Source organism: Tardiphaga sp. (assembly GCF_041424195.1).
Lineage (GTDB): Bacteria > Pseudomonadota > Alphaproteobacteria > Rhizobiales > Xanthobacteraceae > Tardiphaga.
The window spans coordinates 88,637-110,152 of record NZ_JBGMOE010000224.1; the positions used below are offsets into that span (position 1 = coordinate 88,637).

Annotated in this window: 17 protein-coding genes and 1 pseudogene; 8 read left to right on the forward strand and 10 right to left on the reverse strand. The window is 60.1% G+C overall.

Going from position 1 to position 21,516, the window contains the following annotated elements; genetic code table 11:
• Nucleotides 1–10: 10 nt before the first annotated feature.
• The gene (locus ACEK02_RS30900) at nucleotides 11–757 is read left to right on the forward strand and encodes an SDR family NAD(P)-dependent oxidoreductase (RefSeq protein WP_371425326.1); all 747 of its coding nucleotides are present in this window, start codon (nucleotides 11–13) and stop codon (nucleotides 755–757) included.
• A gap of 67 nt (nucleotides 758–824) precedes the next feature.
• On the opposite strand, the gene ACEK02_RS30905 is transcribed toward ACEK02_RS30900, so the two are convergent.
• From ACEK02_RS30905 to ACEK02_RS30930, 6 genes are all read right to left on the reverse strand, one after another.
• Entirely contained in the window at nucleotides 825–1,610 is a 786-nt protein-coding gene (locus ACEK02_RS30905) for a TonB family protein (RefSeq protein ID WP_371425328.1), read from the reverse strand.
• A 15-nt stretch (nucleotides 1,611–1,625) separates the two neighbouring features.
• Nucleotides 1,626–2,108 carry a TonB system transport protein ExbD gene (gene exbD / locus ACEK02_RS30910; RefSeq protein WP_371425330.1) on the reverse strand — a complete coding sequence of 161 codons (483 nt, stop codon included), beginning with the start codon at nucleotides 2,106–2,108 and terminating at the stop codon, nucleotides 1,626–1,628.
• A gap of 2 nt (nucleotides 2,109–2,110) precedes the next feature.
• Nucleotides 2,111–3,040 carry a tonB-system energizer ExbB gene (gene exbB / locus ACEK02_RS30915; protein ID WP_371425332.1) on the reverse strand — a complete coding sequence of 310 codons (930 nt, stop codon included), beginning with the start codon at nucleotides 3,038–3,040 and terminating at the stop codon, nucleotides 2,111–2,113.
• A 2-nt stretch (nucleotides 3,041–3,042) separates the two neighbouring features.
• A complete protein-coding gene (locus ACEK02_RS30920) occupies nucleotides 3,043–3,732 on the reverse strand; it encodes a Fe2+-dependent dioxygenase (protein ID WP_371425334.1) in 690 nt (229 codons plus the stop codon).
• Nucleotides 3,733–3,744: 12 nt separating this feature from the next.
• Complete coding sequence (locus tag ACEK02_RS30925; protein WP_371425336.1) at nucleotides 3,745–6,123, reverse strand: TonB-dependent receptor; 2,379 nt, start codon at nucleotides 6,121–6,123, stop codon at nucleotides 3,745–3,747.
• A gap of 234 nt (nucleotides 6,124–6,357) precedes the next feature.
• Nucleotides 6,358–6,597 carry a hypothetical protein gene (locus tag ACEK02_RS30930; RefSeq protein ID WP_371425338.1) on the reverse strand — a complete coding sequence of 80 codons (240 nt, stop codon included), beginning with the start codon at nucleotides 6,595–6,597 and terminating at the stop codon, nucleotides 6,358–6,360.
• A 336-nt stretch (nucleotides 6,598–6,933) separates the two neighbouring features.
• Between ACEK02_RS30930 and ACEK02_RS30935 the strand changes: the two genes are divergently transcribed.
• Complete coding sequence (locus ACEK02_RS30935) at nucleotides 6,934–8,097, forward strand: efflux RND transporter periplasmic adaptor subunit (RefSeq protein ID WP_371425488.1); 1,164 nt, start codon at nucleotides 6,934–6,936, stop codon at nucleotides 8,095–8,097.
• A 2-nt stretch (nucleotides 8,098–8,099) separates the two neighbouring features.
• Nucleotides 8,100–11,243 carry a multidrug efflux RND transporter permease subunit gene (locus ACEK02_RS30940; protein ID WP_371425340.1) on the forward strand — a complete coding sequence of 1,048 codons (3,144 nt, stop codon included), beginning with the start codon at nucleotides 8,100–8,102 and terminating at the stop codon, nucleotides 11,241–11,243.
• A gap of 12 nt (nucleotides 11,244–11,255) precedes the next feature.
• On the opposite strand, the gene ACEK02_RS30945 is transcribed toward ACEK02_RS30940, so the two are convergent.
• Nucleotides 11,256–11,981, reverse strand: coding sequence for a spermidine synthase (locus ACEK02_RS30945; protein ID WP_371425342.1), 726 nt, complete (start codon nucleotides 11,979–11,981; stop codon nucleotides 11,256–11,258).
• 189 nt (nucleotides 11,982–12,170) lie between these two features.
• On the opposite strand from ACEK02_RS30945, the gene ACEK02_RS30950 reads away from it, so the two are divergent.
• Nucleotides 12,171–12,428, forward strand: coding sequence for a response regulator (locus ACEK02_RS30950; protein WP_371425344.1), 258 nt, complete (start codon nucleotides 12,171–12,173; stop codon nucleotides 12,426–12,428).
• On the opposite strand, the gene ACEK02_RS30955 is transcribed toward ACEK02_RS30950, so the two are convergent.
• From ACEK02_RS30955 to ACEK02_RS30965, 3 genes and pseudogenes are all read right to left on the reverse strand, one after another.
• A complete protein-coding gene (locus ACEK02_RS30955; protein WP_371425346.1) occupies nucleotides 12,404–12,730 on the reverse strand; it encodes a PilZ domain-containing protein in 327 nt (108 codons plus the stop codon). The two genes, ACEK02_RS30950 and ACEK02_RS30955, sit on opposite strands and share 25 nt — an antisense overlap.
• A gap of 43 nt (nucleotides 12,731–12,773) precedes the next feature.
• A pseudogene (locus ACEK02_RS30960) lies at nucleotides 12,774–12,903 on the reverse strand (chemotaxis protein CheR); the annotation flags it as partial.
• A 305-nt stretch (nucleotides 12,904–13,208) separates the two neighbouring features.
• Entirely contained in the window at nucleotides 13,209–14,900 is a 1,692-nt protein-coding gene (locus tag ACEK02_RS30965; RefSeq protein ID WP_371425348.1) for a methyl-accepting chemotaxis protein, read from the reverse strand.
• A gap of 851 nt (nucleotides 14,901–15,751) precedes the next feature.
• On the opposite strand from ACEK02_RS30965, the gene ACEK02_RS30970 reads away from it, so the two are divergent.
• From ACEK02_RS30970 to ACEK02_RS30985, 4 genes are read left to right on the forward strand one after another with little or no spacing between them, the layout of a single operon-like run.
• The gene (locus ACEK02_RS30970; protein WP_371425350.1) at nucleotides 15,752–16,891 is read left to right on the forward strand and encodes a thioesterase domain-containing protein; all 1,140 of its coding nucleotides are present in this window, start codon (nucleotides 15,752–15,754) and stop codon (nucleotides 16,889–16,891) included.
• Complete coding sequence (gene nadE, locus ACEK02_RS30975) at nucleotides 16,888–17,895, forward strand: NAD(+) synthase (RefSeq protein WP_371425352.1); 1,008 nt, start codon at nucleotides 16,888–16,890, stop codon at nucleotides 17,893–17,895. The genes ACEK02_RS30970 and nadE overlap by 4 nt, the downstream gene beginning before the upstream one ends.
• Before the next feature lie 5 nt (nucleotides 17,896–17,900).
• Nucleotides 17,901–19,931, forward strand: a complete 2,031-nt coding sequence (gene asnB, locus ACEK02_RS30980) for an asparagine synthase (glutamine-hydrolyzing) (RefSeq protein ID WP_371425354.1) — start codon at nucleotides 17,901–17,903, stop codon at nucleotides 19,929–19,931.
• Nucleotides 19,931–21,499, forward strand: a complete 1,569-nt coding sequence (locus ACEK02_RS30985) for a class I adenylate-forming enzyme family protein (protein WP_371425490.1) — start codon at nucleotides 19,931–19,933, stop codon at nucleotides 21,497–21,499. The genes asnB and ACEK02_RS30985 overlap by 1 nt, the downstream gene beginning before the upstream one ends.
• Nucleotides 21,500–21,516: the final 17 nt, after the last annotated feature.

The window sequence follows — 21,516 nt, forward strand, 5'->3', positions numbered from 1 at the left end:
ACACCGCATCATGAACAAGATCGATCTGAACGGCCGCTGCGCCGTGGTCACGGGCGGCGCCCAGGGCTTTGGCCGCGCGATCACCGAACGTTTCGTCGCTTCCGGCGCCAAGGTGGCGATCTGGGATCAGGACATTGACCTGGCCGTAAAAACGGCGAGCGAGATCGGCGACGAAGTGATTGCCCTCAAAGTCGACGTCACCGACGTGGCTTCAATTGATGAAGCGCGCGATGCGACGCTTCAGGAGTTCGGCAAGATCGATATCCTGGTCAACAATGCCGGCATCACCGGATTCAACAAGCCGGTGTGGGAGATCGATTACGACGACTGGCGCAAGGTGATGCGCATCAATCTCGACGGCCCGTTCCTGTGCTGCAAGGCCGTCGTCCCGGTGATGCTGAAGCAAAATTACGGCCGCATCGTCAACATCGCGTCCATCGCCGGCAAGGAAGGCAATCCGAACGCCTCGCACTATTCGGCATCGAAGGCCGGTCTGATCGCGCTGACCAAGTCGCTCGGCAAGGAACTGGCCGGCCACGAGATCAACGTCAACGCCATCACGCCTGCTGCCGCGAAGACCGCGATCTTCGACCAGATGACGGAGCAGCACATCAACTTCATGCTGTCGAAGATTCCGAAAGGACGTTTCGTGCTGGTGCAGGAACTGGCCGCGATGGCCGCCTGGCTGGCCTCGGAAGACTGCGCCTTCTCGACCGGCGCGGTGTTCGACATTTCGGGCGGACGGGCGACGTATTAACCGAGAGATTTTGGGCATCGCCGGCAGGTGCTTTGGAGCAAATGCCGGCGGGCGGCCGGTAGATGAATTAGGTCTTCTTTTCCGTGAAACGGATGTCGACAACGTAACTCAATGTTTCATCGGCCAGCTCCGGCGGAGGTGGCGGCATGTTCTTAGCGCGATGCAGGATTGAAACTGCAGCCTCATCGTAGGCTGAATCGCCAGATCCTTCGACCACATTGGCGGACATCACCTTGCCCATCCGATCTAGTCTGAAGCCGATTTTCACCGTCAAGTTCTTGAACTTCTTGACATCAGGATAGCGTTTGTTTCTCTCCAGATAGGCGCTGAGTTGCCGCTCCCATTTTGCTGACAAGCGCTTCTTGTCGACGCCGATACCGGCCTGCTGGGCCTGCGCTTTCTCCCCGGTCTTGGAGTCATCGAGTTTCTGCTGTGCGGCGGCTTCCGACGCGACGGATTCCTGCGACGCCTGCTGCTGTTTTTGCGCCTTTTCGGGTGTCTCTTCTTCCGGCTTGGTCGCCTTGCTCTCGGTCACGACCTGATCGGGTTCTTCGCTCTCATGCGGCGTCTCCCTGGGGAGATCGCTCTGCTTCTCGACAGCCTTCTGCTCCTGAACGGCCGGAGACGCTGTCGAGGCCTCCGAATCCGGGCCCTGCGGAAGATCGGTCGGCTCGACGTCGGGCGACACCACTTCCATCCCGACCTCGATGGCATTGGCGCCGAGGCCGTCGCCATCGTCTTCCTGCTGCATCTCGAACACAGCCGCAGCAATGCCGCCGACATGCAGCACCACCGCGACAAGCGCCGCGATCAGCCACAGTCGCCAAGACGACTTCCTATCGAGCTCGGACATAGCGCTTCCGTAACGTCAGGGCTTCGGCGCGTCAGGCACAGAGGTCGATGCCGGCGATGCCGCCGCGGCATCCGGAACACCTTCCAGCGCAACGAGCTTGGTCTTCTGATAGCCGCCGGCACGCAGCCGTTCCATCACATCGAAGAATTCGCCATAGGGCACACCGCGATCGACGCGCAGGAAGATCGGACGATCCTTGTTGCCGTCGCCCATCGCATCGAGCTGGCGCACGAGGTCGACGCGCTTGACCATGTTTTCGCCGATCGCCACAGCGAGATCCGGCTTGATGCTCACATAAGTCGGCTTGTCCGGCTTCTTCTGCGGCGTCGCCGTGGAGGATGGTAGATTGATCGGCAGGTCCACCGTCGACAGCGGCGCGGCCACCATGAAGATGATCAACAGAACCAGAATGACGTCGATGAAGGGGGTGACATTGATTTCGTGATTTTCAGCGAAATCATCATCGTCGTCGGAGCCTTCGGAAAGCGACATGCCCATGGTTATTCAGCCGCCGCGCGCGTGTGTGAACTCGAATGTGTGCGGTCGAGGTCCCGCGACAGCAGACGACCGGCGGCGCCCTGCGCACGGCCGACGATTTCCATGTAGGCTTTCGTCACGCGCGCGAAGTGATTGTAGATGATGACAGCCGGGATCGCCGCGACGAGGCCAATGGCGGTGGCCAGCAGTGCTTCGGCGATACCGGGCGCCACCACTGCAAGATTTGTGGTCTGCGACTTCGAGATGCCGATAAAGCTGTTCATGATGCCCCATACGGTGCCGAACAGTCCGACGAACGGCGACGTTGCACCGATGGTGGCGAGCACGCCCATACCGGTGCGCACCTTGCGGCCTTCAGCGCGGACGATTTCGCCGAAACTCGACGCGGCGCGCTCCTTGATGCCTTCATCGCTCGAAATGCCGGCGGACATCCGCCCTTCCCGCATCGCCGCCGCCAACAGGCGCGACAGGATCGTCCCGCGCTCGCCGAGCGCCATCTGCGCTTCGGACAGCGAGCGTGCTTCACCGATCTTGCGAAGCGCGGCCTTCAGGCGACGCATGGCCCAGGTCAGTTCCATCATCTTGAAGATGCCGACCGTCCAGGTCACGATCGATGCGAAAGCCAGACCCACCATCACCGCCTTGACGATGATGTCGGCGCCCATGAACATTTTCCAGGGCGATAAATCGTGCTCGCCGGTCGCCACAATCGGTCGCGCCGCGGCCTCGGCCACCGGGCTCGCAAGAGCGGTCGAGGCAGCCGGACTCGCCGCCGGGCTGCTCGGCTGGGCGACGACCGGGGCCTGCGTCGCAGCGGGAGCTGGCTGAACAACCACCGGCGCCGCTGGCTTTGCAGCTTGCTGCGCAATGATTGGCGACGCAAACGCGACCACTGCCAGCACAGCCAGCGACTTAAGAACGGTTCTAAACAAGCTTATACCTCGGCCCAGTAGCGAATGAGATTATGATAGATGCCCGTCAATTTGACCGTTTCTGGGTCGTCCCTTCCGAGACGTTCAACCAGGCTCTGAATCGCGCTGTCGAGATCGAAGATCATGCTGCGCGCGTGAGCATCTCGTATCATGCTCTGAAGCCAGAAAAAAGACGCTACGCGCATACCTGCCCTTAGAGGCGTTACAAGGTGCAGACTGGAAGCAGGATAAAGTACGAGATGACCGGCCGGCAGCTTCACCTCGTGCGAGCCGTAATTGTCTTCGATGACGAGCTCACCGCCATCATATTCGTCGGGTTCAGAGAGGAACAATGTGACTGACAGGTCGGTGCGGATACGCATTCCGGTGAGATGATCGCCGCGCACCGCATTATCGACATGCACGCCGAAGTGATGTCCATCCGACGAGACGTAACGATTGAACAACGGCGGAAAGATATGCAGCGGAATTGCCGCAGATAAAAACCGCGGATTCGACGTCAGTGCCGAGATGATGCGATTGCCGAGCGCGCGGGCAACCTCGCTGTCCGGCGGCAGTTGCTCATTTCGTTTGACCAGTGCGGATTGGGCACCAGCAGTGGAGCGACCGTCCTCCCAACCGGCCGCATCCATGATGCGGCGGAACTCCGCCACATCACTCTTGCTCAGAACGTCAGGGATGCAGGTCAGCATGACGACCGGCGATCATAGTGACCCCATGAGAGTAAACCAGACCGACCGTCCGGGCGCGATGAACGTGAATGGCGTATTGCTGCGATAGAACGCGTCATAATAGACCGTATCAAAGATGTTGTTGACCGATACTTTCGCCTTCAGGTGCTTGTCGAACCTGTACTCCGTGAAAGCATCGAACCGCCAGTGTGACGGCAACACATTGCCGTTAACGGCACCGAACGTCCCTCCGTAGATCTGCGAAGCGTAAGTTGCTTGTCCGCCAATCTCCCATGGCTCGGTGATCTGGTACTTGGTCAGCAAGTTGAAGGATTCGTGCGCGATGTTGGCGAGTTGCGCGCCGACCTGCGTCGGATCGATTGACTTCAGAACTTTGGATTCCATGAACACTGCACCGGCAAACATGCTCCAGCTCGGGGTGATCTTACCGCCCATACCGAGATCGACGCCGCGCACGCGATATTGCGCACCGGCGATGATGTCACTTCCGCTTGTTTCGCGAGCATTGCTCTTGACGGTCTCGAACAGCGCCGCCGTGACCAGCAGATGGCGATCGAACAGCTCCCATTTGGTGCCCACTTCCGACGACCGGTTTTCTTCGGGGGCCAAGGCCTGGAAGGTCGTATTGTTGACCACAAGTCCGCCATACGCCGTGCCAGTCGCATCGAGTTCAGCTCCGACCGGATTGGACGACGTAGCGAATGCGCCATAGAGGCTGCCATACGGCACCGGCTTCAGAACAGCGCCGAGGTTGTAGTTAACCATGCCGGTCTTCACGCCAGTACTTGAAGTCAGGTTAGAGCCGTTGATCTCATAGTCATCGTAGCGGATTCCGCCATTCAGGATCACGACGTCCTGAAAATTCGCTGTATGGATGGCGTAAGCCGCCTTGGTATCCACATTGATATTGGTCGGGTTGTTCGCGCGCTGGGGCGCATTGTTGAATGGGAACAGGTTGGGCGGATTGGCGATCGGCACGATGAGTTGCGTACCGCTCAAAATGCCGTTCAGCTCGGACGTCAAACCCGTATAATTATCGCGCATCACGCTTTCCTGCGAAATCTCCACGCCGGTCACCAACGTGTTCTTGATTCCGTAGGCGTCAAACTTGAACGTCGCATCGGTGACGTTGGCCACCACATCCGTAACCTGGTAGCGGCTCTGCGCGGAAAGCGTTGCCGTGGTTGCCGTGGCATTGCTGGGCAGCGTCCCGACGTAGTCGAGGATCGAGCGCTCCAGTCGGGTCTTATTGGTGAGTGTGATATCGGGCGTGATCTTCAATTCACCGATTACTGTACCAAAATCCTGCCGGGCCTTCTGAAAGTCGCGGTTGACGAAGCCGTAATAGGTTTCCCGCGGCACGTTGATGTCGGTCACGGGCGCACGCGCGGTGCGGTTATAGGGTACGCCAAAATCCGGCAGGCCGCTGAGATCGGTGTGGACGTAGTTGGCGGTAACCTTGAAGGCGTCTGTCGGCGTCCATTTCAAAGCACCGAATGCTCCCCAGCGATCGTCCGTCACGTAGTTCCGGCCAGCCACTTCGGCATCCTGATAGAGTCCGCCGGTGCGCAAACTGAGGGTGGGACTGACGACCTGGTTGACGTCGAAGGTAATGCGCTTGGTCTGGTCGGTGCCATAGGTCGTTTCGACCTTCTGGAAATTGCGGTCACCGGCCTGTTTGGTCACGATATTGATGGCGCCACCCGCCGTGCCGCGACCAGCAAAGGACGACGCCGGACCACGCAGAATCTCCACCTGCTCGGTGAAAAAATTTTCACGAATGCTGATGGCCGGATCGCGCACACCGTCGATGAAGATGTCGTTTCGTGCATCGAAGCCGCGGATAAAAAAGCGATCACCGAAAGCGTTACCGCCCTCGCCTGTACCGAGCGTGACACCGGCCGTGGTGCGCGCCACTTCCTTCAGGCTTGTCGCATTCTTGTCTTCGAGGATTTCCTTGGTCAGCACGGTGACCGTACGCGGCGTGTCGATCAGCTTTTCGGAGAATTTCGTTCCCGCAAGCCGGTCGCCTTTATAAGGCGCTGCAGCGTCGGCGTAAGGATTGGCGTCTGCCGCGAGGCCACCTGCATTCGGGTAAGGCACCGGCGCGACTTGCACTGGCTGGGTCCGACGCGCCGCGCGTCGTAGTGCGGTTCGCGCACGTATCTGATCGGGTGTCGGCCGCACCGCCGGACGCGGTCGCACGACCGGTGCATCGACCGTCACCGGCGGGAGTACCGATTGCTGGGCTTCCGCGCCGCCGAACGAGGCGACGGCGATCATCCCGGCAACTGCAGAGGTCTTGCGCGCGGAATGGTTGCTATCGGATCGTTCGTTGGTGGCCGTCGTGACACTCGAACGCAACGATACCGGAATCTTCGCTAACCCCATAAACTCTGCCCCTGCCGTCCCATGCGCAGCTCATTCTGCGCCAATTCGAGGCAGCGGTAGCTTGGCGCGAGCGGGAGCGTCAACACATTCGGGCGGAATCAAGACAGTCACACGCTTGAATACATCCAGATAAAAACGATTCTAAACTGATATTGAAATCGTTCTAATATTTGGCAAGCACGACGAAGCCAGCGCCATCCAACCTGCGGGAAAAGCGGCCCGTAGTGAACTCGTTCAATCCGAGCTCGGCGGCTTCATCAGCGAGAACATTTCATCGACGGTCTGAAGCGCCGCCTGCCTCACCCGATCCGTATTCTCCATTCCGGCGATGTTGATGCCACGCACGACGGCTTTGATCTCGTCCCGATAGTCGGTCAGGAAGCGCAGCGGATCTGGCGAGTCATTGGCGACCCTCGCGATCAATCCGGTGATCAAAATCTGACAGGCGATCATCCGCCCGTTCAACTCGTCCATATTGCACTCCCGGGATATGTTTGCAGCCGCAATGCCGGCTTGGTCGAGCCTATGGCGGATACAGCGCGCAGTTACAACACCAGGCGCGCCTCACTGCGTCGATGGATTGTCCAAGACGCCGCACAAAATGAGGCGCAATGTCCCACTGGAACGATGCGAGAAACCACGCGTAAATCATAGCGAACATGAAGATTTCGCAATGAAGCACGTGTTCAAGCGGTCGTGTGTTTACAGCATTTGAGTCGCCACCTAGCTGATCAAGAGCCACCCTGCGGGCGCGCATTGGATGCGCATGTGTGCTTCACTGGTCGCCAAGAGATTGATGGGATCACCATGATAACGCGTACCCGTTTTCGATGGACTGGCTTGATCCTTCTGGCGCTCCTAGCCGCCGGCGGAACCCTCGCCTGGCGCCACTACGAGGCTACCGGAGCGCAGCGGGCGAATGCTGACAAACCGCGTGGCCCCGCCCCCATCCCGGTAAAAATCGCATCCGTCGAGACAACCGATTTCCCTGTTTATCTCGGCGGTTTGGGCACTGTGCAAGGCTTCAACACCGTGGTGGTGCGGACTCGCGTCGATGGCCAGATCGACACGATCGCTTTCACCGAAGGACAGATCGTTCGGGAAGGTGACCTGCTCGCACAGATTGATCCGCGCCCGTTCCAGGCAGCGCTCGATCAGGCCAAGGCCAAGAAGGCGCAGGACGAAGCCAATCTCGCCAACGCCAATCTCGACCTGCAGCGCTACACCAAACTAGGCGAATTCGCGACACGGCAACAAACAGACACACAACGCTCCACCGTGCAGCAGTTGAGCGCGCAGATCGCCGCCGATGATGCGGCGATCTCGAACGCCCAGACCCAGCTCGACTACACCACGATCAAGGCGCCGCTCTCCGGTCGCGTCGGCTTTCGCCAGGTCGACAAGGGCAACATCGTCAATGCGGCGACCCAGACGGGCATCGTCACCATCGCGCAGATTGAACCGATTGCGGTGATCTTCACCGCGCCTGAACAGAACCTCGTCGACATCAACCGGTCGCTCGCGGCGAATCCGCTCAAGGTGATCGCGCTGACCACCGACGGAAAGCGCGTGCTGTCGGAAGGCACGCTGTCGGTGATCAATAATCAGGTCGACACCACCAGCGGCACGATCCGGCTGAAGGCGGTATTCGACAACAAGGACCATGTACTCTGGCCCGGCCTCTCGGTCTCGACGCGGCTGCTGGTGACCACGCTGAAGGATGCGACCGTCATTCCCGATGACGCGGTTCAGCACGGCACCGATGGGCTCTACGCCTTTGCGGTCGGCACCGACAACAAGGCCGAACTGAAGAAGATCAAGGTCGGCAATTCCACCGATGGCCGCACCGTGGTCGAGGATGGGCTGAACGCGGGAGAGCGTGTGATCGTCGCCGGGCAGTACAAGGTTCAGCCGGGCGCGCTGGTGGCGACGTCCATCGCAACCTCTGCGACCACTCCGACGAAGGGCCAGTAGCCATGAACGGAGGAATTTCAGCGCCGTTCATTCGCTATCCGATCGCAACATCGTTGTTAATGGCCGGCATCCTGTTCGTCGGCGTGGTCTCCTATCCGCTGCTTCCGGTCGCGCCGCTGCCGCAAGTCGACTTCCCGACCATCCAGGTGTCCGCCACCCTGCCCGGCGGCAGTCCGGAGACCATGGCTTCGTCGGTGGCGCAGCCGCTGGAGCGACAGCTCGCGCAGATCCCCGGCGTTGCGCAGATGACGTCGACGAGTTCGCTCGGGACGTCAGCGGTTACGATCCAGTTCGATCTCAACCGTTCGATCGATGGCGCCGCCAATGACGTGCAAGCCGCGATCAATGCCGCCAGCGGACAACTGCCGAAAGCACTTCCGAGCCCGCCCACCTATCGCAAGGTCAACCCGGCAGACTCGCCGATCATGCTGCTGTCGGCGACGTCGGATACACTCCCCATTACAACAGTCAGCGACAGTGTCGATGCGCAACTGGCGCAGCAGATCAGCCAGATCTCCGGTGTCGCCCAGGTTTCCATCGGCGGCCAGCAAAAGCCGGCGATCCGGATCCAGATCGATCCCGCCAAACTCGTGGCCAAGGGGCTGCAGCTCGAAGATGTCCGCAGCCAGATCGCGATCACCACGGTCGACAGCCCGAAAGGCAATATCGACGGCGCGACCCGCAGCTACACGATCTACGCCAACGACCAGTTGCCGGAATCGAAGGACTGGAACGACGTCATCATCGCCTATCGCAATGGCGGCCCACTTCGGATCAAGGATATCGGCACGGCGGTGACAGGCCCGGAAGACGCCAAACAGGCGGCCTGGGCCAACGGCAAGCGCGGCGTGTTTCTGGTAATCTTCAAGCAACCCGGCGCCAATGTCATCGACACCGTGGACAAGATCAAGGCTGAACTCCCGCGACTGGTGGCGGCAATTCCGCCGACCGTGAAGATCGAGCTGCTGAGCGATCGCACGCAAACCATTCGCGCAGCAGTAGCCGACGTACAGTTCACGTTGCTGCTGACCATTGCCCTTGTCGTGATGGTGATCTTCATCTTCCTGCGCAGCGTCTGGGCGACGATCATTCCCAGCGTCACCGTACCGCTGGCGCTGCTCGGCGCGTGTGCGCTGATGTGGGTCTTCGGCTATACGCTCGACAACCTGTCGCTGATGGCGCTGACCATCTCGGTTGGCTTCGTCGTCGACGACGCCATTGTGATGCTGGAAAATATCACGCGCTATATCGAGGAAGGCGAAGCACCGATGGCCGCCGCGCTGAAAGGCGCCGGCGAAATCGGTTTCACCATCGTCTCGATATCAATCTCGCTGGTCGCGGTGCTGATCCCGCTGCTGCTGATGGGTGGCATCATCGGCCGCTTGTTCCGCGAATTCGCGGTAACGCTGGCCATGGCCATCTTCGTCTCGCTGGTGGTGTCGCTGACGCTGACCCCGATGATGGCGTCGCGCTTCCTGCGCGAGCAGAAGCACGCCAAGCATGGCCGGCTCTATCAGCTCAGCGAAAATGCCTTCGACGCCATGTTGCGCGCCTATGAGCGCGGCCTCGACCTGGTGCTTCGCTGGCGACTGACGACGCTCATGGTGTTTTTCGCCACGCTCGGCCTGTCGGTCTATCTGTTCGTCATCATCCCCAAGGGTTTCTTCCCGCAGCAGGACACCGGCCTGATCACCGCAGCCTCCGAAGCGGCACAGGACATTTCCTTTGCGGACATGAAGGTGCATCAGGAAGAACTCGGCAAGATCGTGCAGGCCGATCCTGATGTCGCCACCGTCGCGATGGCGATCGGCGGCAGTGGTGGTGCGCTGAATACAGGACGCATGTTCATCACGCTGAAGCCGCGCGATGAACGCACCGCCAGCGCGCAGCAGATCATTGCACGGTTACGGCCGCAGCTGGAGAAGGTTCAGGGCGCACGCCTGTTCATGCAGGCTGCGCAGGACGTCCGGCTTGGTGGGCGCGCCACGCGCACCCAGTTCGAATATACGCTGCAGGACGCCAATCTGGCCGAACTGAACGAATGGGCGCCGAAGATTTTGGCCAAGATGCAGACGCTCCCCCAGCTACGCGACGTCGCCACCGACCAGCAAACCAAAGGCACGACGCTGACACTGACCATCGACCGCGACAACGCCTCGCGTTTCGGCATTCAGCCGCAACTGATCGACGACACGCTGTATGACGCATTCGGCCAGCGGCAGGTCGCGCAATATTTCACCCAGTTGAACAGCTACCACGTCATTCTCGAAATTCTGCCGGAGATGCAGGGCAAACTGGATTCGCTCGACAAGATCTACATCAAGTCGCCGACAACCGGTGACATGGTGCCGCTATCAGCCTTTGCCAAATGGACCACGGTGCCCGTGCGACCGCTGTCCATCAGCCATCAGGGCCAGTTCCCGGCGATCACCATCAGTTTCAACCTGGCACAGGGCGTTGCGCTCGGACAGGCGACCGACGCCGTGCAGAATGCCATGCAGGAGATGGGCGCACCTTCGACCTTGCGCGGCACCTTCCAGGGTACGGCGCAGGCGTTCCAGCAATCGCTATCGACGGTGCCACTGTTGATCCTTGCGGCACTGGTGGTGGTCTATCTGATCCTCGGCATTCTCTATGAGAGCTACATCCACCCGCTGACGATCCTCTCTACCCTGCCGTCGGCCGGCGTCGGCGCGCTGGCGATCCTGATGGCGTTCGGCTTCGACTTCAGCCTGATCGCGCTGATCGGCATCATCCTGCTGATCGGCATCGTCAAGAAGAACGGCATCATGCTGGTGGACTTCGCGATCAGCGCCGAACGCGACGAACATCTCGAGCCGGAAGAAGCGATCCGCAAGGCCGCCATCTTGCGTTTTCGCCCGATTATGATGACGACCATGGCGGCGCTGCTCGGCGGCGTGCCCTTGATGCTCGGCACCGGCACCGGCTCGGAAATCCGCCAGCCACTCGGCTACGCGATGGTCGGCGGCCTGATCGTCAGCCAGGCTCTGACGCTGTTCACGACGCCGGTGGTCTATGTCTATCTCGACAAGCTTTCGAACATCATGTCGGGCTGGGGACGATCGAAGCGCGCCGACGGTGCCCCTCCCGATAAGCAGGTGCTGGCGAAACAGGCCGCCGAATAGCAGACCGGCGCGCTATATGACCGCTTCGATCTTCGTTCCGACATAGACCGTGTTGGACACTTCTTCGTCGGCGTTCAGGTTGTCGAATGCGACAACATGCGCGGTCACCGCGCCGAACACGCTCTCCATCACCGCCGTGAAAGCAGCCTCCGGTGGATCGTTCGACCACAGCGCAAACACGCCGCCGGGTTTGAGATGCTCCGACAGACGCTGCAGCCCGGCCGGCGTGTAGAGCACAGCATGGCTCGGATGCAGCAGCTTGTCCGGCGCATGATCGATATCGACCAGCACCGCATCAAAGCGACGGCCGGCCGTATCGGGATCGAGATCGCCGTGCGTTGACGTCGCCATCTTGAAGAAATCACCATGAACGAGACGGCAGCGCCCGTCCGCCGACAATTCGCGGCCGATCGGGATCAGGCCGGCCTGATGCCACTCGATCACTTCAGGCAACGCGTCAATGACAACGAGCGACCCCACCTTCTCATGCGCGAGAACCGCCTGCGCGGTATAGCCCAGACCGAGGCCGCCAACGACAACATCCAGCCCGCTGCCGGTTAGCGACGCCAACCCGATATCCGCGAGCGCAATCTCGGCAGCCGTGAAGGCGCTCGACATCAGAAATTCGTCGCCGAGCTTGATTTCAAAGATATCGGTATCGGTCCCCGGCTTCCGCCGGCGCCGCAGGGTCAGGACGCCCATCGGCGTCGGGCGATAATCCAGTTCTTCGAACATCATACTCATATCCGACCATGTACATGACGCGTGCAACGCGGCAACAACGAAATGCCCCAAGTGTGCAAATCTGGACAGACACCTCCAGCAGAACGGATAGAAATTCGAGGTCGTCGACGATTCGTTGCGTCATGGTGGCGTGTTGCGTGGAGAGTGACTGCAGATTCACTCGAGCCCGCCGGGGGCGCCGCCATGCAGCGCAGTCCGGTCGTCGACGACGACCCGCTCGTTTCCATGTCCATCAGGCTGGCACTGGGACGTGAAGGAGCCGAAACCGTCTCGGCCGATGGTGACGAGGCCGGTCTATTGGCGCTGGAAGATGCCGGCTTCGATGCGATGATCGTCGATATCGTCATGCTGGAGATGCGCGGCTTCAAATCCATGCGCGTGTTCCATCAGCGTGCGCCACGCGTGATGACGGATGATCAAGCGTCCGCCATGTCCCCTTGATCGTTTTTCGCCGGCGATTTCTTCTTGGTACCCTTGGTGTTCAGGAAGCGAATGTCGATCTGGGCGCCGTTCACCTTGACCAGTTCGCACCGGCGATAGGCAAGTCCGGTCGATGACAGCAGCAGGAAGAATTCCTTGAGGTTGAGGCCCTCGATGGAGGTATCGAGGATCAACTCGGCGTCATAGCTCGACACGGCCTTCAGCACGCAACTGCGCCGCCACGTCCCGTCAATGGCCATGATCCAGACATTGTAGCCGCGCCCGAAGATAACGCGCCCGTTGGTAGCAACTTCGTCTGCCATGTTCCCTCCTATACGCGCATACTGGCGGGAGACGTTTTCAGTCCGGCACCCATGCGGGGCATGATCGCGGCATCAACCTGCTTTCGCAGCAGATACTTCTTGTCGGCCGATAGCACGAGCCCCGAACGATCTTTCAGGATCTTCTGCAAGTATTCGTAATCGATAGGGGTCATGGTCTCTTTCTAAGACGCAACACCGGTCAGAATAACTTCGCAGCGACGACGGTATATTGCTCCGCGCAAAAAGGGAGCGCGCAATCACACGATTGCAGTAAATGACTAAGAGATCGCCAAGATGTCGCAGGAAGTGGCTGATCCCGCCGGAACCGGACCGTGCGCTTGCGGCGCGTGCTCTTTGAAAAGAATTGTATGGTATCGCGTGCTGCCCGCCGGATGTTGCGGAAACAGAAAATCGCCCCATCGATAACAAAAAAGCCGGCGCTTGCGCGCCGGCTTTGATGTCTTGATATTTCGTACTATCAGGCTGCGCGTACAGCGTTCAGGAACTTGCTGACTTCGACCTTCAGACGCGTGCTATCGGATGACAGCGACTGCGCTGCAGAGAGCACCTGCGAGGATGCCGAGCCGGTCTCGGACGCACCGCGCTGCACGTCGGTGATGTTCGCCGAGACCTGCATGGTACCCTGTGCCGCCTGCTGCACGTTGCGGGAGATTTCCTGGGTCGCAGCGCCCTGCTCTTCCACGGCCGATGCGATCGTCGAGGCGATCTCGGACATGCGGCCGATGGTATCGCCGATTTCCTTGATCGCGCCCACTGACTCCTGCGTCGCCGCCTGGATGCCAGAGATCTGCGTGCTGATCTCGCCTGTGGCTTTCGCCGTCTGCTCGGCCAGCGCCTTCACTTCCGATGCGACGACCGCGAAACCACGCCCGGCTTCACCGGCGCGTGCTGCTTCAATCGTTGCATTGAGTGCCAGAAGATTGGTCTGACCGGCGATGTTGTTGATCAGCTCGACGACGTCACCGATGCGTGCTGCCGCGCTGGCCAGGGCACTGACGCGATCGTTGGTGAGACGTGCCTGATCCACAGCCTGGTTGGCGATGCTGGCCGATTCCTGCACCTGGCGGCTGATCTCGTTCACCGACGAGGCCATCTCTTCCGTCGCCGAAGCAACCGACTGCACATTGGTCGAGGCTTCTTCCGATGCGGCTGCCACGGTCGTTGTCAGATCCTGCGCACGTTCGGCGGTCGCGGTCAGCGTGCCGGCGGAGGCTTCCAGTTCGGTCGAAGCCGACGACACCGTCTCGACGATCTCGCCGATCATCGCTTCGAATTCGCGGGTGATGCTATCGACGCGGCGACCACGCTCGATCTTGGCTTCTGCATCGGCTGCTGCTGCTTCGTCCGCCGCACGCTTGTCGATAAGCGCCTGCTTGAACACCTGCAATGCATCACCCATGGTGCCGATCTCGGTCTTCATGCCCTGATGCGGCACGATGGCGGTCAGATCGCCCTGCCCCAATGCCTGCATCGGCTTGACGATCGATGCGATGCCGCTGGAGACGTCCTTCACAAGATAGATGCCGATGCCGATACCGAGCACGGCCGAGACGGCCAGGATGGCCACGAGCATCGTGAAGGCGGCGTCGTAATTGGCGCTTGCCTCCGCACCGGCGACGTCGGAGCCCTTGTTGTTGAGTTCGATGTCCTTGTTGAGAAGCTCGTCAGCCTTCAGGCCAATCGGGTTCACGGTCTTGGTGTTCAGCGTAATGGCTTCCTGCGGCACTTTGCCCACGCTCTTGCGGGACAACTCCATCACCTCGAGCGTGCCTTTCTTGTACGCGTCCCACACCTTGCCCCATTCCTCGTAAAGAGCACGTTCTTCCGGCGAAGTGATCAGCTTTTCATACTTCGCGCGGATGGCGAGGTTGCTTGCGACCACACTATCCACGGTCTTTTCGTTCGCCAGCTTCTCTTCAAGCGTTTCAGACAGCATGTGCTGGCGGATCACGTTACGATAAGTGATCACGCCCGCGCGCAATTCGCCAAGCACGCGAACGCTTGGCAGCCAGTTTGCCTGGATGTCCACCGCATTGGCATTGATCGCCTGCATTTTTCGGACGGCGATCAGGCCCATGCTCGTCATGGCGAGCAGCAAAAATGAAAGGACGATAGTGATCTTGGCACGAATGGACAGGCTGGCGAGCATGACGAAGGGTCCCTCGGTTTTCGACCGTTGGTCCGCAATGTGCGGGGTGTTGTGAAAATTGAGCAGTCCGCAGAAGTGCGATGGCAAAGCAGCGGATACGGGTTCGATGACATTCTCGTTATCGAGCCCCTGCGCTTCAATTTGTAGGTATTACGTAAACCGTTGGTAAAGGTGCGACATTCTGGCAGATTAAAAATGAACCGAACGTCGCTTTTTTCGATGTCTTGCAATATCAGCCAGTTAGCAACGATCATCTGAAGTTGACGACTATTACTTCACTACTTGTGGAGGCGTCCCGGCCTTGGTCCACGACGACATCGCGCCTCCGGGCAAAGCAGCGAATCGGGAACGCAACCTTTGATCCCAGTCGCCAGCATTGCCGACCTGAAGTTTATCCATCGTCAGCCAGAGAACAAAGCGGCGCGGGAGTACGACTGAAAGTGTTGCCTGGGGAACCAGGATTTCAGCCAGGCCCACGATGCCGATCAGGAACCAACGGCCTACAGTGCTGTCGTGTCCAGCCACGGCGGCCTACGGGCACGCCGTGGATTCCGCTGTGGAACCCTTCAAGCCGCGCCGCGGCATAGTGGCACACCATGGTTGCCTAACCTGTCTAAGCGCCGGGGCCTAGTCGGTAAGATAATGCCCAGCCGCACCGTTAAAGCTGCCTGGCCAAGCTCAACCCAAGACAATCGTGGCAATCCAAGCGTGAAAAGCTCGGCGTAGTGCCGCCGTTTTCTGATCGCGATGGCGTTCTGCCGACCTTCCAGCGGAAGGCAACATCCTTCAAACGCAGGATGTCGAAATTTCCATGGCTGGCAATAACAAGTCGTGGGCTCGGCAGGTGATCCATGGCTCAGACTTATCTCCAACCGGAAATGGCGGAGCGGCCGGCCGATCCGTTCGTCAACCCAAAGCTGCATCCCTCAAGGATGCAAGGACGCGAGCCGACGATCTATCAAATCGTCCAGGATGCCTGGGCCAAGAGTTTCGGCAGCCGTGACATGCCTCGAGCCTGGGAGGAAGCGGACGATCTATCGAGGCTGCTGCGGTGCATTCAAGAAATCGAGAGCGCCACCGGGCTTGAGCTGTCAGTCGGAAACTTCGCGCGCGATATGACAGCCGCCGATATGGTCAAGGCGATTGTGTCCGGGAAGGCAACCGCCAAAGCCGTGGACGTGCAAGCCGATGTGCGTCCAGTCCTGTTCCTGTTGCCGGGGTCCCTGGGGTACGGCCCGAGCATGGCCGCTTTTGCAGCGGGGCTCGGCAAGATCGCCCGGGTCGTCCCGATCAAATACCCCGACCTGGCGAGCATCCTCAACGGAAACAACACGGTCGCTTCCATGGCAGATGCCGCGATGGAGCAAATTCGCCGGAGCCAACCTGTCGGACATGTTCGCCTTCTCGGTCATTCCCTTGGTGGTGTGGTGGCGTTCGAAGTTGCGGCGCGGCTGCTGGAAGCACGGCGGTCTATCAGGTTCCTGGGGATTCTCGATACAACGATCATCAACGAGGGCCGCGATTACCGGGAGACGCTCGCCCGAACGTTGCGACGGCTCCGCGCCAATCGTGTGAATATTTCGCGGATAGCCTGCCGAGCACTCGCAAAGGCTACGGCTGCAATCGGTGGCGAGGCATCCCTTGCCTGGATGCTTCACCGCTATACGCGAGGGAAGTTCAACGCCACCAGCTTCCGAATTAGGCTTGAACTGCAAGAGGTGTTGCGGTCGCGAGCTTTCTACCAATGGCTGGCTTCGCCCAAACCGTCTTTGCCGATCGGGGCTACACTGTTTCGCTGCAACCGAGATGGAGCGCCGCACGCGCTCGGCTGGGATTGCGCCCTCGCAAGCTTGGATGTGATCCCCATTGCAGGCACGCATATCGAGCTCGTCGTCGAGCCCTATCTCGCCACCAACCTCCCCTTGGTCGAGCGTGCGGTCATGCAAACCTACACACCGGCCGAATTTAACAGGCGGAAAGCGCAGTCATGACCCTCGCTGCGCACATTCCGCCTGGGCAGGAGTTCAGCAAGAACGTATTGGCGCTCGATCCCGCTGCCGAAGTCGAGAGGATTGTCCAGACGTTACGCAAACAGGTTCTGGGCGTGCTGGGACGCCGCGGCGCCGTCGTTGGTCTTTCCGGCGGCATCGACAGCTCCGTTGTCGCTGCGTTATGCGTGCGCGCGTTCGGCAAGGACAAGGTCTTGGGCGTCTTCATGCCCGAGCACCATTCTTCGGACGACTCACTGAGGCTCGGCCGCAGTTGGGCGGCGCAGCTTGGCATCGATACTGCGTTGGAAGACATATCGCCCGCCCTCGAGGGGCTCGGCGCCTATCGCCGGCAGATCGAGGCAATCCGGACCGTCATTCCTGAATATGACGAGGGCTGGAAGTGCAAGCTGGTGCTACCGTCGGTTTTCGCGAGCAACGGATTGAATATCACCCGTCTCACGGTCCAGAGCCGCGACGGCAGCACCCGCACCGTTCGCCTCTCGTCAAACGCCTACCTCCAGATCGTCGCCGCGACCAACTTCAAGCAGCGCGTCCGCAAGATGACAGAGTACTACCACGCCGACCGCCTCCGATACGCAGTCGTCGGCACACCGAACCGTCTCGAGCACGATCTGGGCTTTTTCGTCAAACAGGGCGACGGAATCGCGGACGTGATGCCAATTGCCCATCTCTACAAGACGCAGGTCTATCAGCTCTCGAAATACCTTGAGGTCGAGGAGGAGATCCGGCGCAGGCCGCCGACCACGGATACGTTCTCGATGCCGCAGAGCCAGGAAGAGTTCTATTTTGCGCTGCCGTATCACCAGATGGATCTGTGCCTTTACGCAGTGAATCACGGGATTCTGTCAGACGATGTCGCAGAGGCCATCGGACTGACAGCAGCCCAGGTCGATCTGGTATTCAGGGATATTGACGCCAAGCGTCGTGTGACACGCTACCTCCACGCACGACCCCTGCTCGTCACTCAAGTATTCGAGGACTGACCTGCATGTGCGGTGTCGCGGGCATAGTATCAGTAAGCGCCGCCGCAGGGCCACCCTCGCGCGAGGCCTTGATGCGCATGCTCGGCGCGCTCGCCCATCGCGGCCCGGACGAGCGCGGCCTATACCGGGACGAACGCGCGGGATTGGCACATGCCCGCTTGTCCATCATCGACATTTCGACCGGTCAGCAGCCTCTCGCGGACGCGAGCGGCACGACGTGGATCGTATTCAACGGCGAAATCTTCAACTACGTTGAGTTGCGTGAGAAGCTGATCAGGCTTGGCTACAGGTTCCGGACCCGCAGCGACACGGAGGTCATCGTCAACGCCTATCGGGCATGGGGCGAGGACGCCTTCGAGCGGATGACCGGACAGTGGGCGCTCGCGATCTGGGATTCGGTAGCCCGCCGTCTGGTGTTGGCGCGCGACCGCACCGGCATTTGCCCTTTGCATTTCTGCGAGCGCGAAGGTCGATTGTATTTCGCCAGCGAAGTGAAGGCCATCTTCGCGGCGGACGCAGCGATTCCCCGCACTTTCGATCCTGCCGGCATCGACCAGACATTCACTTTCTGGACCGTTGTGCCGCCGCAGAACGTGTTTCAAGGGATCAAGGAGCTCGTCCCGGGACATTTCCGCATCTATGAAAACGACAACATTCGCGAGAAAGTGTTCTGGAAGCCGCAATATCCAGAATTGTCCAGCTCGCGCGACGGCCGGTTTTTCGGTTCGCTCGACGAAGCTGTAACGCAGGTGCGCAGCGCGCTCGAATCCGCGACGTCGCTTCGAATGGTGCGCTCCGACGTCAGCGTCGGCAGCTATTTGTCCGGCGGGCTCGACAGTTCGCTTATTGCGGCAATGGGATGCCGGTTTGCCGGCGAACGCTTCCAGACATTCTCGCTGCGTTTTGCCGACGCCGAATATGATGAGACCGACTTCCAGCGACTGGTCGCCCGTGTCACCGGTAGTGAGCACCATGAAGTGGTTGTTTCGCGTAGCGACATCGCCGAGATCTTTCCGCAGGTCATATACCACACCGAGCGTCCGATCTTGAGAACGGCGCCGGCGCCGTTGTTCCTGCTGTCGCGCCTGGTACGCGCCTGCGGCGTCAAGGTTGTGCTGTCCGGCGAAGGCGCCGACGAAATGTTTGCCGGCTACGATCTCTTTCGCGAAGGCAAGGTCCGCCGTTTCTGGGGGCGGCAACCCGCTTCGACACGCCGCGCGCGACTGCTTGAGCGTCTCTACCCTTATCTCACACGCTCGCCGGTACAGCAGCAGGCAATGGCCCGGCAGTTTTTTGGGCGCAATCTGTCGGAGCACGCCACGCCGGGCTTCGCGCATGACACCCGCTGGCGAACGACCAGCGGCATCAAACGACTATTCTCCAGCGACATGTGCGCGGAGTCGGCGAGGCACAATGCGGTTTCCGATTTGATCGCCGGTCTGCCTCCGGAATTCACGCGATGGAGCTCGCTAGCGCAGGATCAATATCTTGAAATCCAGACATTGCTGTCGGGATATCTCCTGTCCTCTCAGGGCGACCGAATGCTCATGGCTCATTCGGTTGAAGGACGCTTTCCTTTCCTTGACGAGGACGTGGTCGCCCTGGCGAATTCGCTGCCGCCTGCCTACAAGCTCCGCGTCCTTGACGAGAAGCTCGTTCTGAAGCGCGTCGCACAATCGATCGTGCCGTCGGACATCATCGCCCGCAAGAAGCAGCCATTCCGCGCGCCCGACGCCCTATGTTTCGTTGGCCGCGGTACGCCCGCCTATATCGACGACGCGATTTCAGAAACGGCGATTCGCGAAGCCAACGTCTTCGATCCAGGCGCGGTCGCGCGCCTGCGCAGCAAGTGCCGGACCCAGGCTGCAACCGGCAACGGCAATCTCTCGAACTCCGACAACATGGCCATGGTCGGCGTGCTATCGACTCAGCTCCTGCACCAGCAATTCGTCGCGAGCCGCCCTGGTGGGCGCCACGCTCTGGAGCTGACCGTCGATATCGATCGCGAGCACCGGGTTGAGGGGGCCCTTTGCTGATGCATGGTCCCGTACCGCTCCTGCATGATTACCTCATCCACTCCGCCCGTCATCTCGGTGGAAAGGTGGCGCTGGTGTGCGGCAAGCATCGCGTCAGCTACGGCGAGCTCGAGGCGCGCTCCAATGCAATCGCAAATTATCTGGTCGCAAGCGGGGTCGCACGTGGCGATCGGGTGATTATCTTCGCCGACAATACTGTCGAGACCGTCGTCAGTTTCTGGGCCGTGCTGAAGGCGAATGCCGTGGTGTGCATCGTCAATCCGCTCACCAAGCGCGACAAGCTTGGCTATCTGCTTCATGATTGCCAGCCGTCGGCGCTCATCACCGACAAGCATCTCTTCCCTATATTCAAGGAGCCCGCGCAGGCATGCCCGTCGTTACGCCGGGTGATCGTTTCCGGGCCCATCGACGATGCCGAGCTGATGGGGCTGCCCCATGCGATACGCTGGGACGAGGCAGGCGCCGCCGGTCGCGACGTAGCTCCGGCGCGCTGCTGCATCGATATTGATCTCGCGGCCATCGTGTACACTTCCGGATCGACGGGCGATCCCAAGGGCGTGATGCTGACGCACCGGAATATGCTGGCCGCGTGCACGTCGATCGCCTCATATCTCGCGCTACGCGAAGACGAGGTCATTTTGAATGTCCTGCCGCTCGCCTTCGACTACGGCCTGTATCAAATGATCATGGCTTTTCGCATGGGGGCGCGGCTGGTCCTCGAACGGTCGTTCGCTTTTCCGGCACAGATTCTCGGCCTTATCGCCGACGAGCGGGTGACCGGCCTGCCCGGCGTGCCGACGATCTTCTCGACGCTGTCGGGGCTCAAGTCGATCAAGGAGCACGACCTCTCGAGTATCTGCTATGTCACGAACACCGGAGCTGCGCTGCCGATGAAGCATATTCGTCTGCTGCAGGATCTATTCCCGGAAGCGCGCATTTATTCCATGTACGGCCTCACCGAATGCAAGCGCTGCACCTTTCTCCCCCCGGAGGATATCGATCGAAAGCCTTTGAGCGTAGGGATCGCCATCCCGAATACCGAGATGTGGATTGTCGACGAGCGCGACAGACGCGTGGGGCCCGACATGGTCGGCCAGCTTGTCATTCGCGGCGCGACGGTGATGCGCGGCTATTGGGGCAAGCCGGAGGCCACCGCCAGGAAACTCAAGCCCGGCCCGCTGCCAGGCGAGCAGGTTCTGTACACCGGTGACTACTGCCGGATGGACGCGGAAGGCTACCTCTACTTCGTTGGCCGCAGCGACGAGATCATAAAGTCGCGAGGAGAGAAGATCGCCCCCAAGGAAGTGGAGAACGTGCTGATGGATATTCCGGGCGTGAGGGAAGCCGCGGTCATTGGCGTTCCCGACGAGCTCCTCGGTCAGGCGGTCAAAGCATTTGTCGTTATTGAGCAGGGAATAACACTGAGCGAGAAGCAGCTTCAGAAAGAGTGCCAGCGACGCCTCGAAAGCTTCATGGTGCCGAAGTGTATTGTGATCGTGCCCAGACTGCCGCGAACGAATACAGAAAAACTCAACAAGAGAGCACTGCAGGATTCGATTTCCGAATGATCTGATCGTGAATTTTC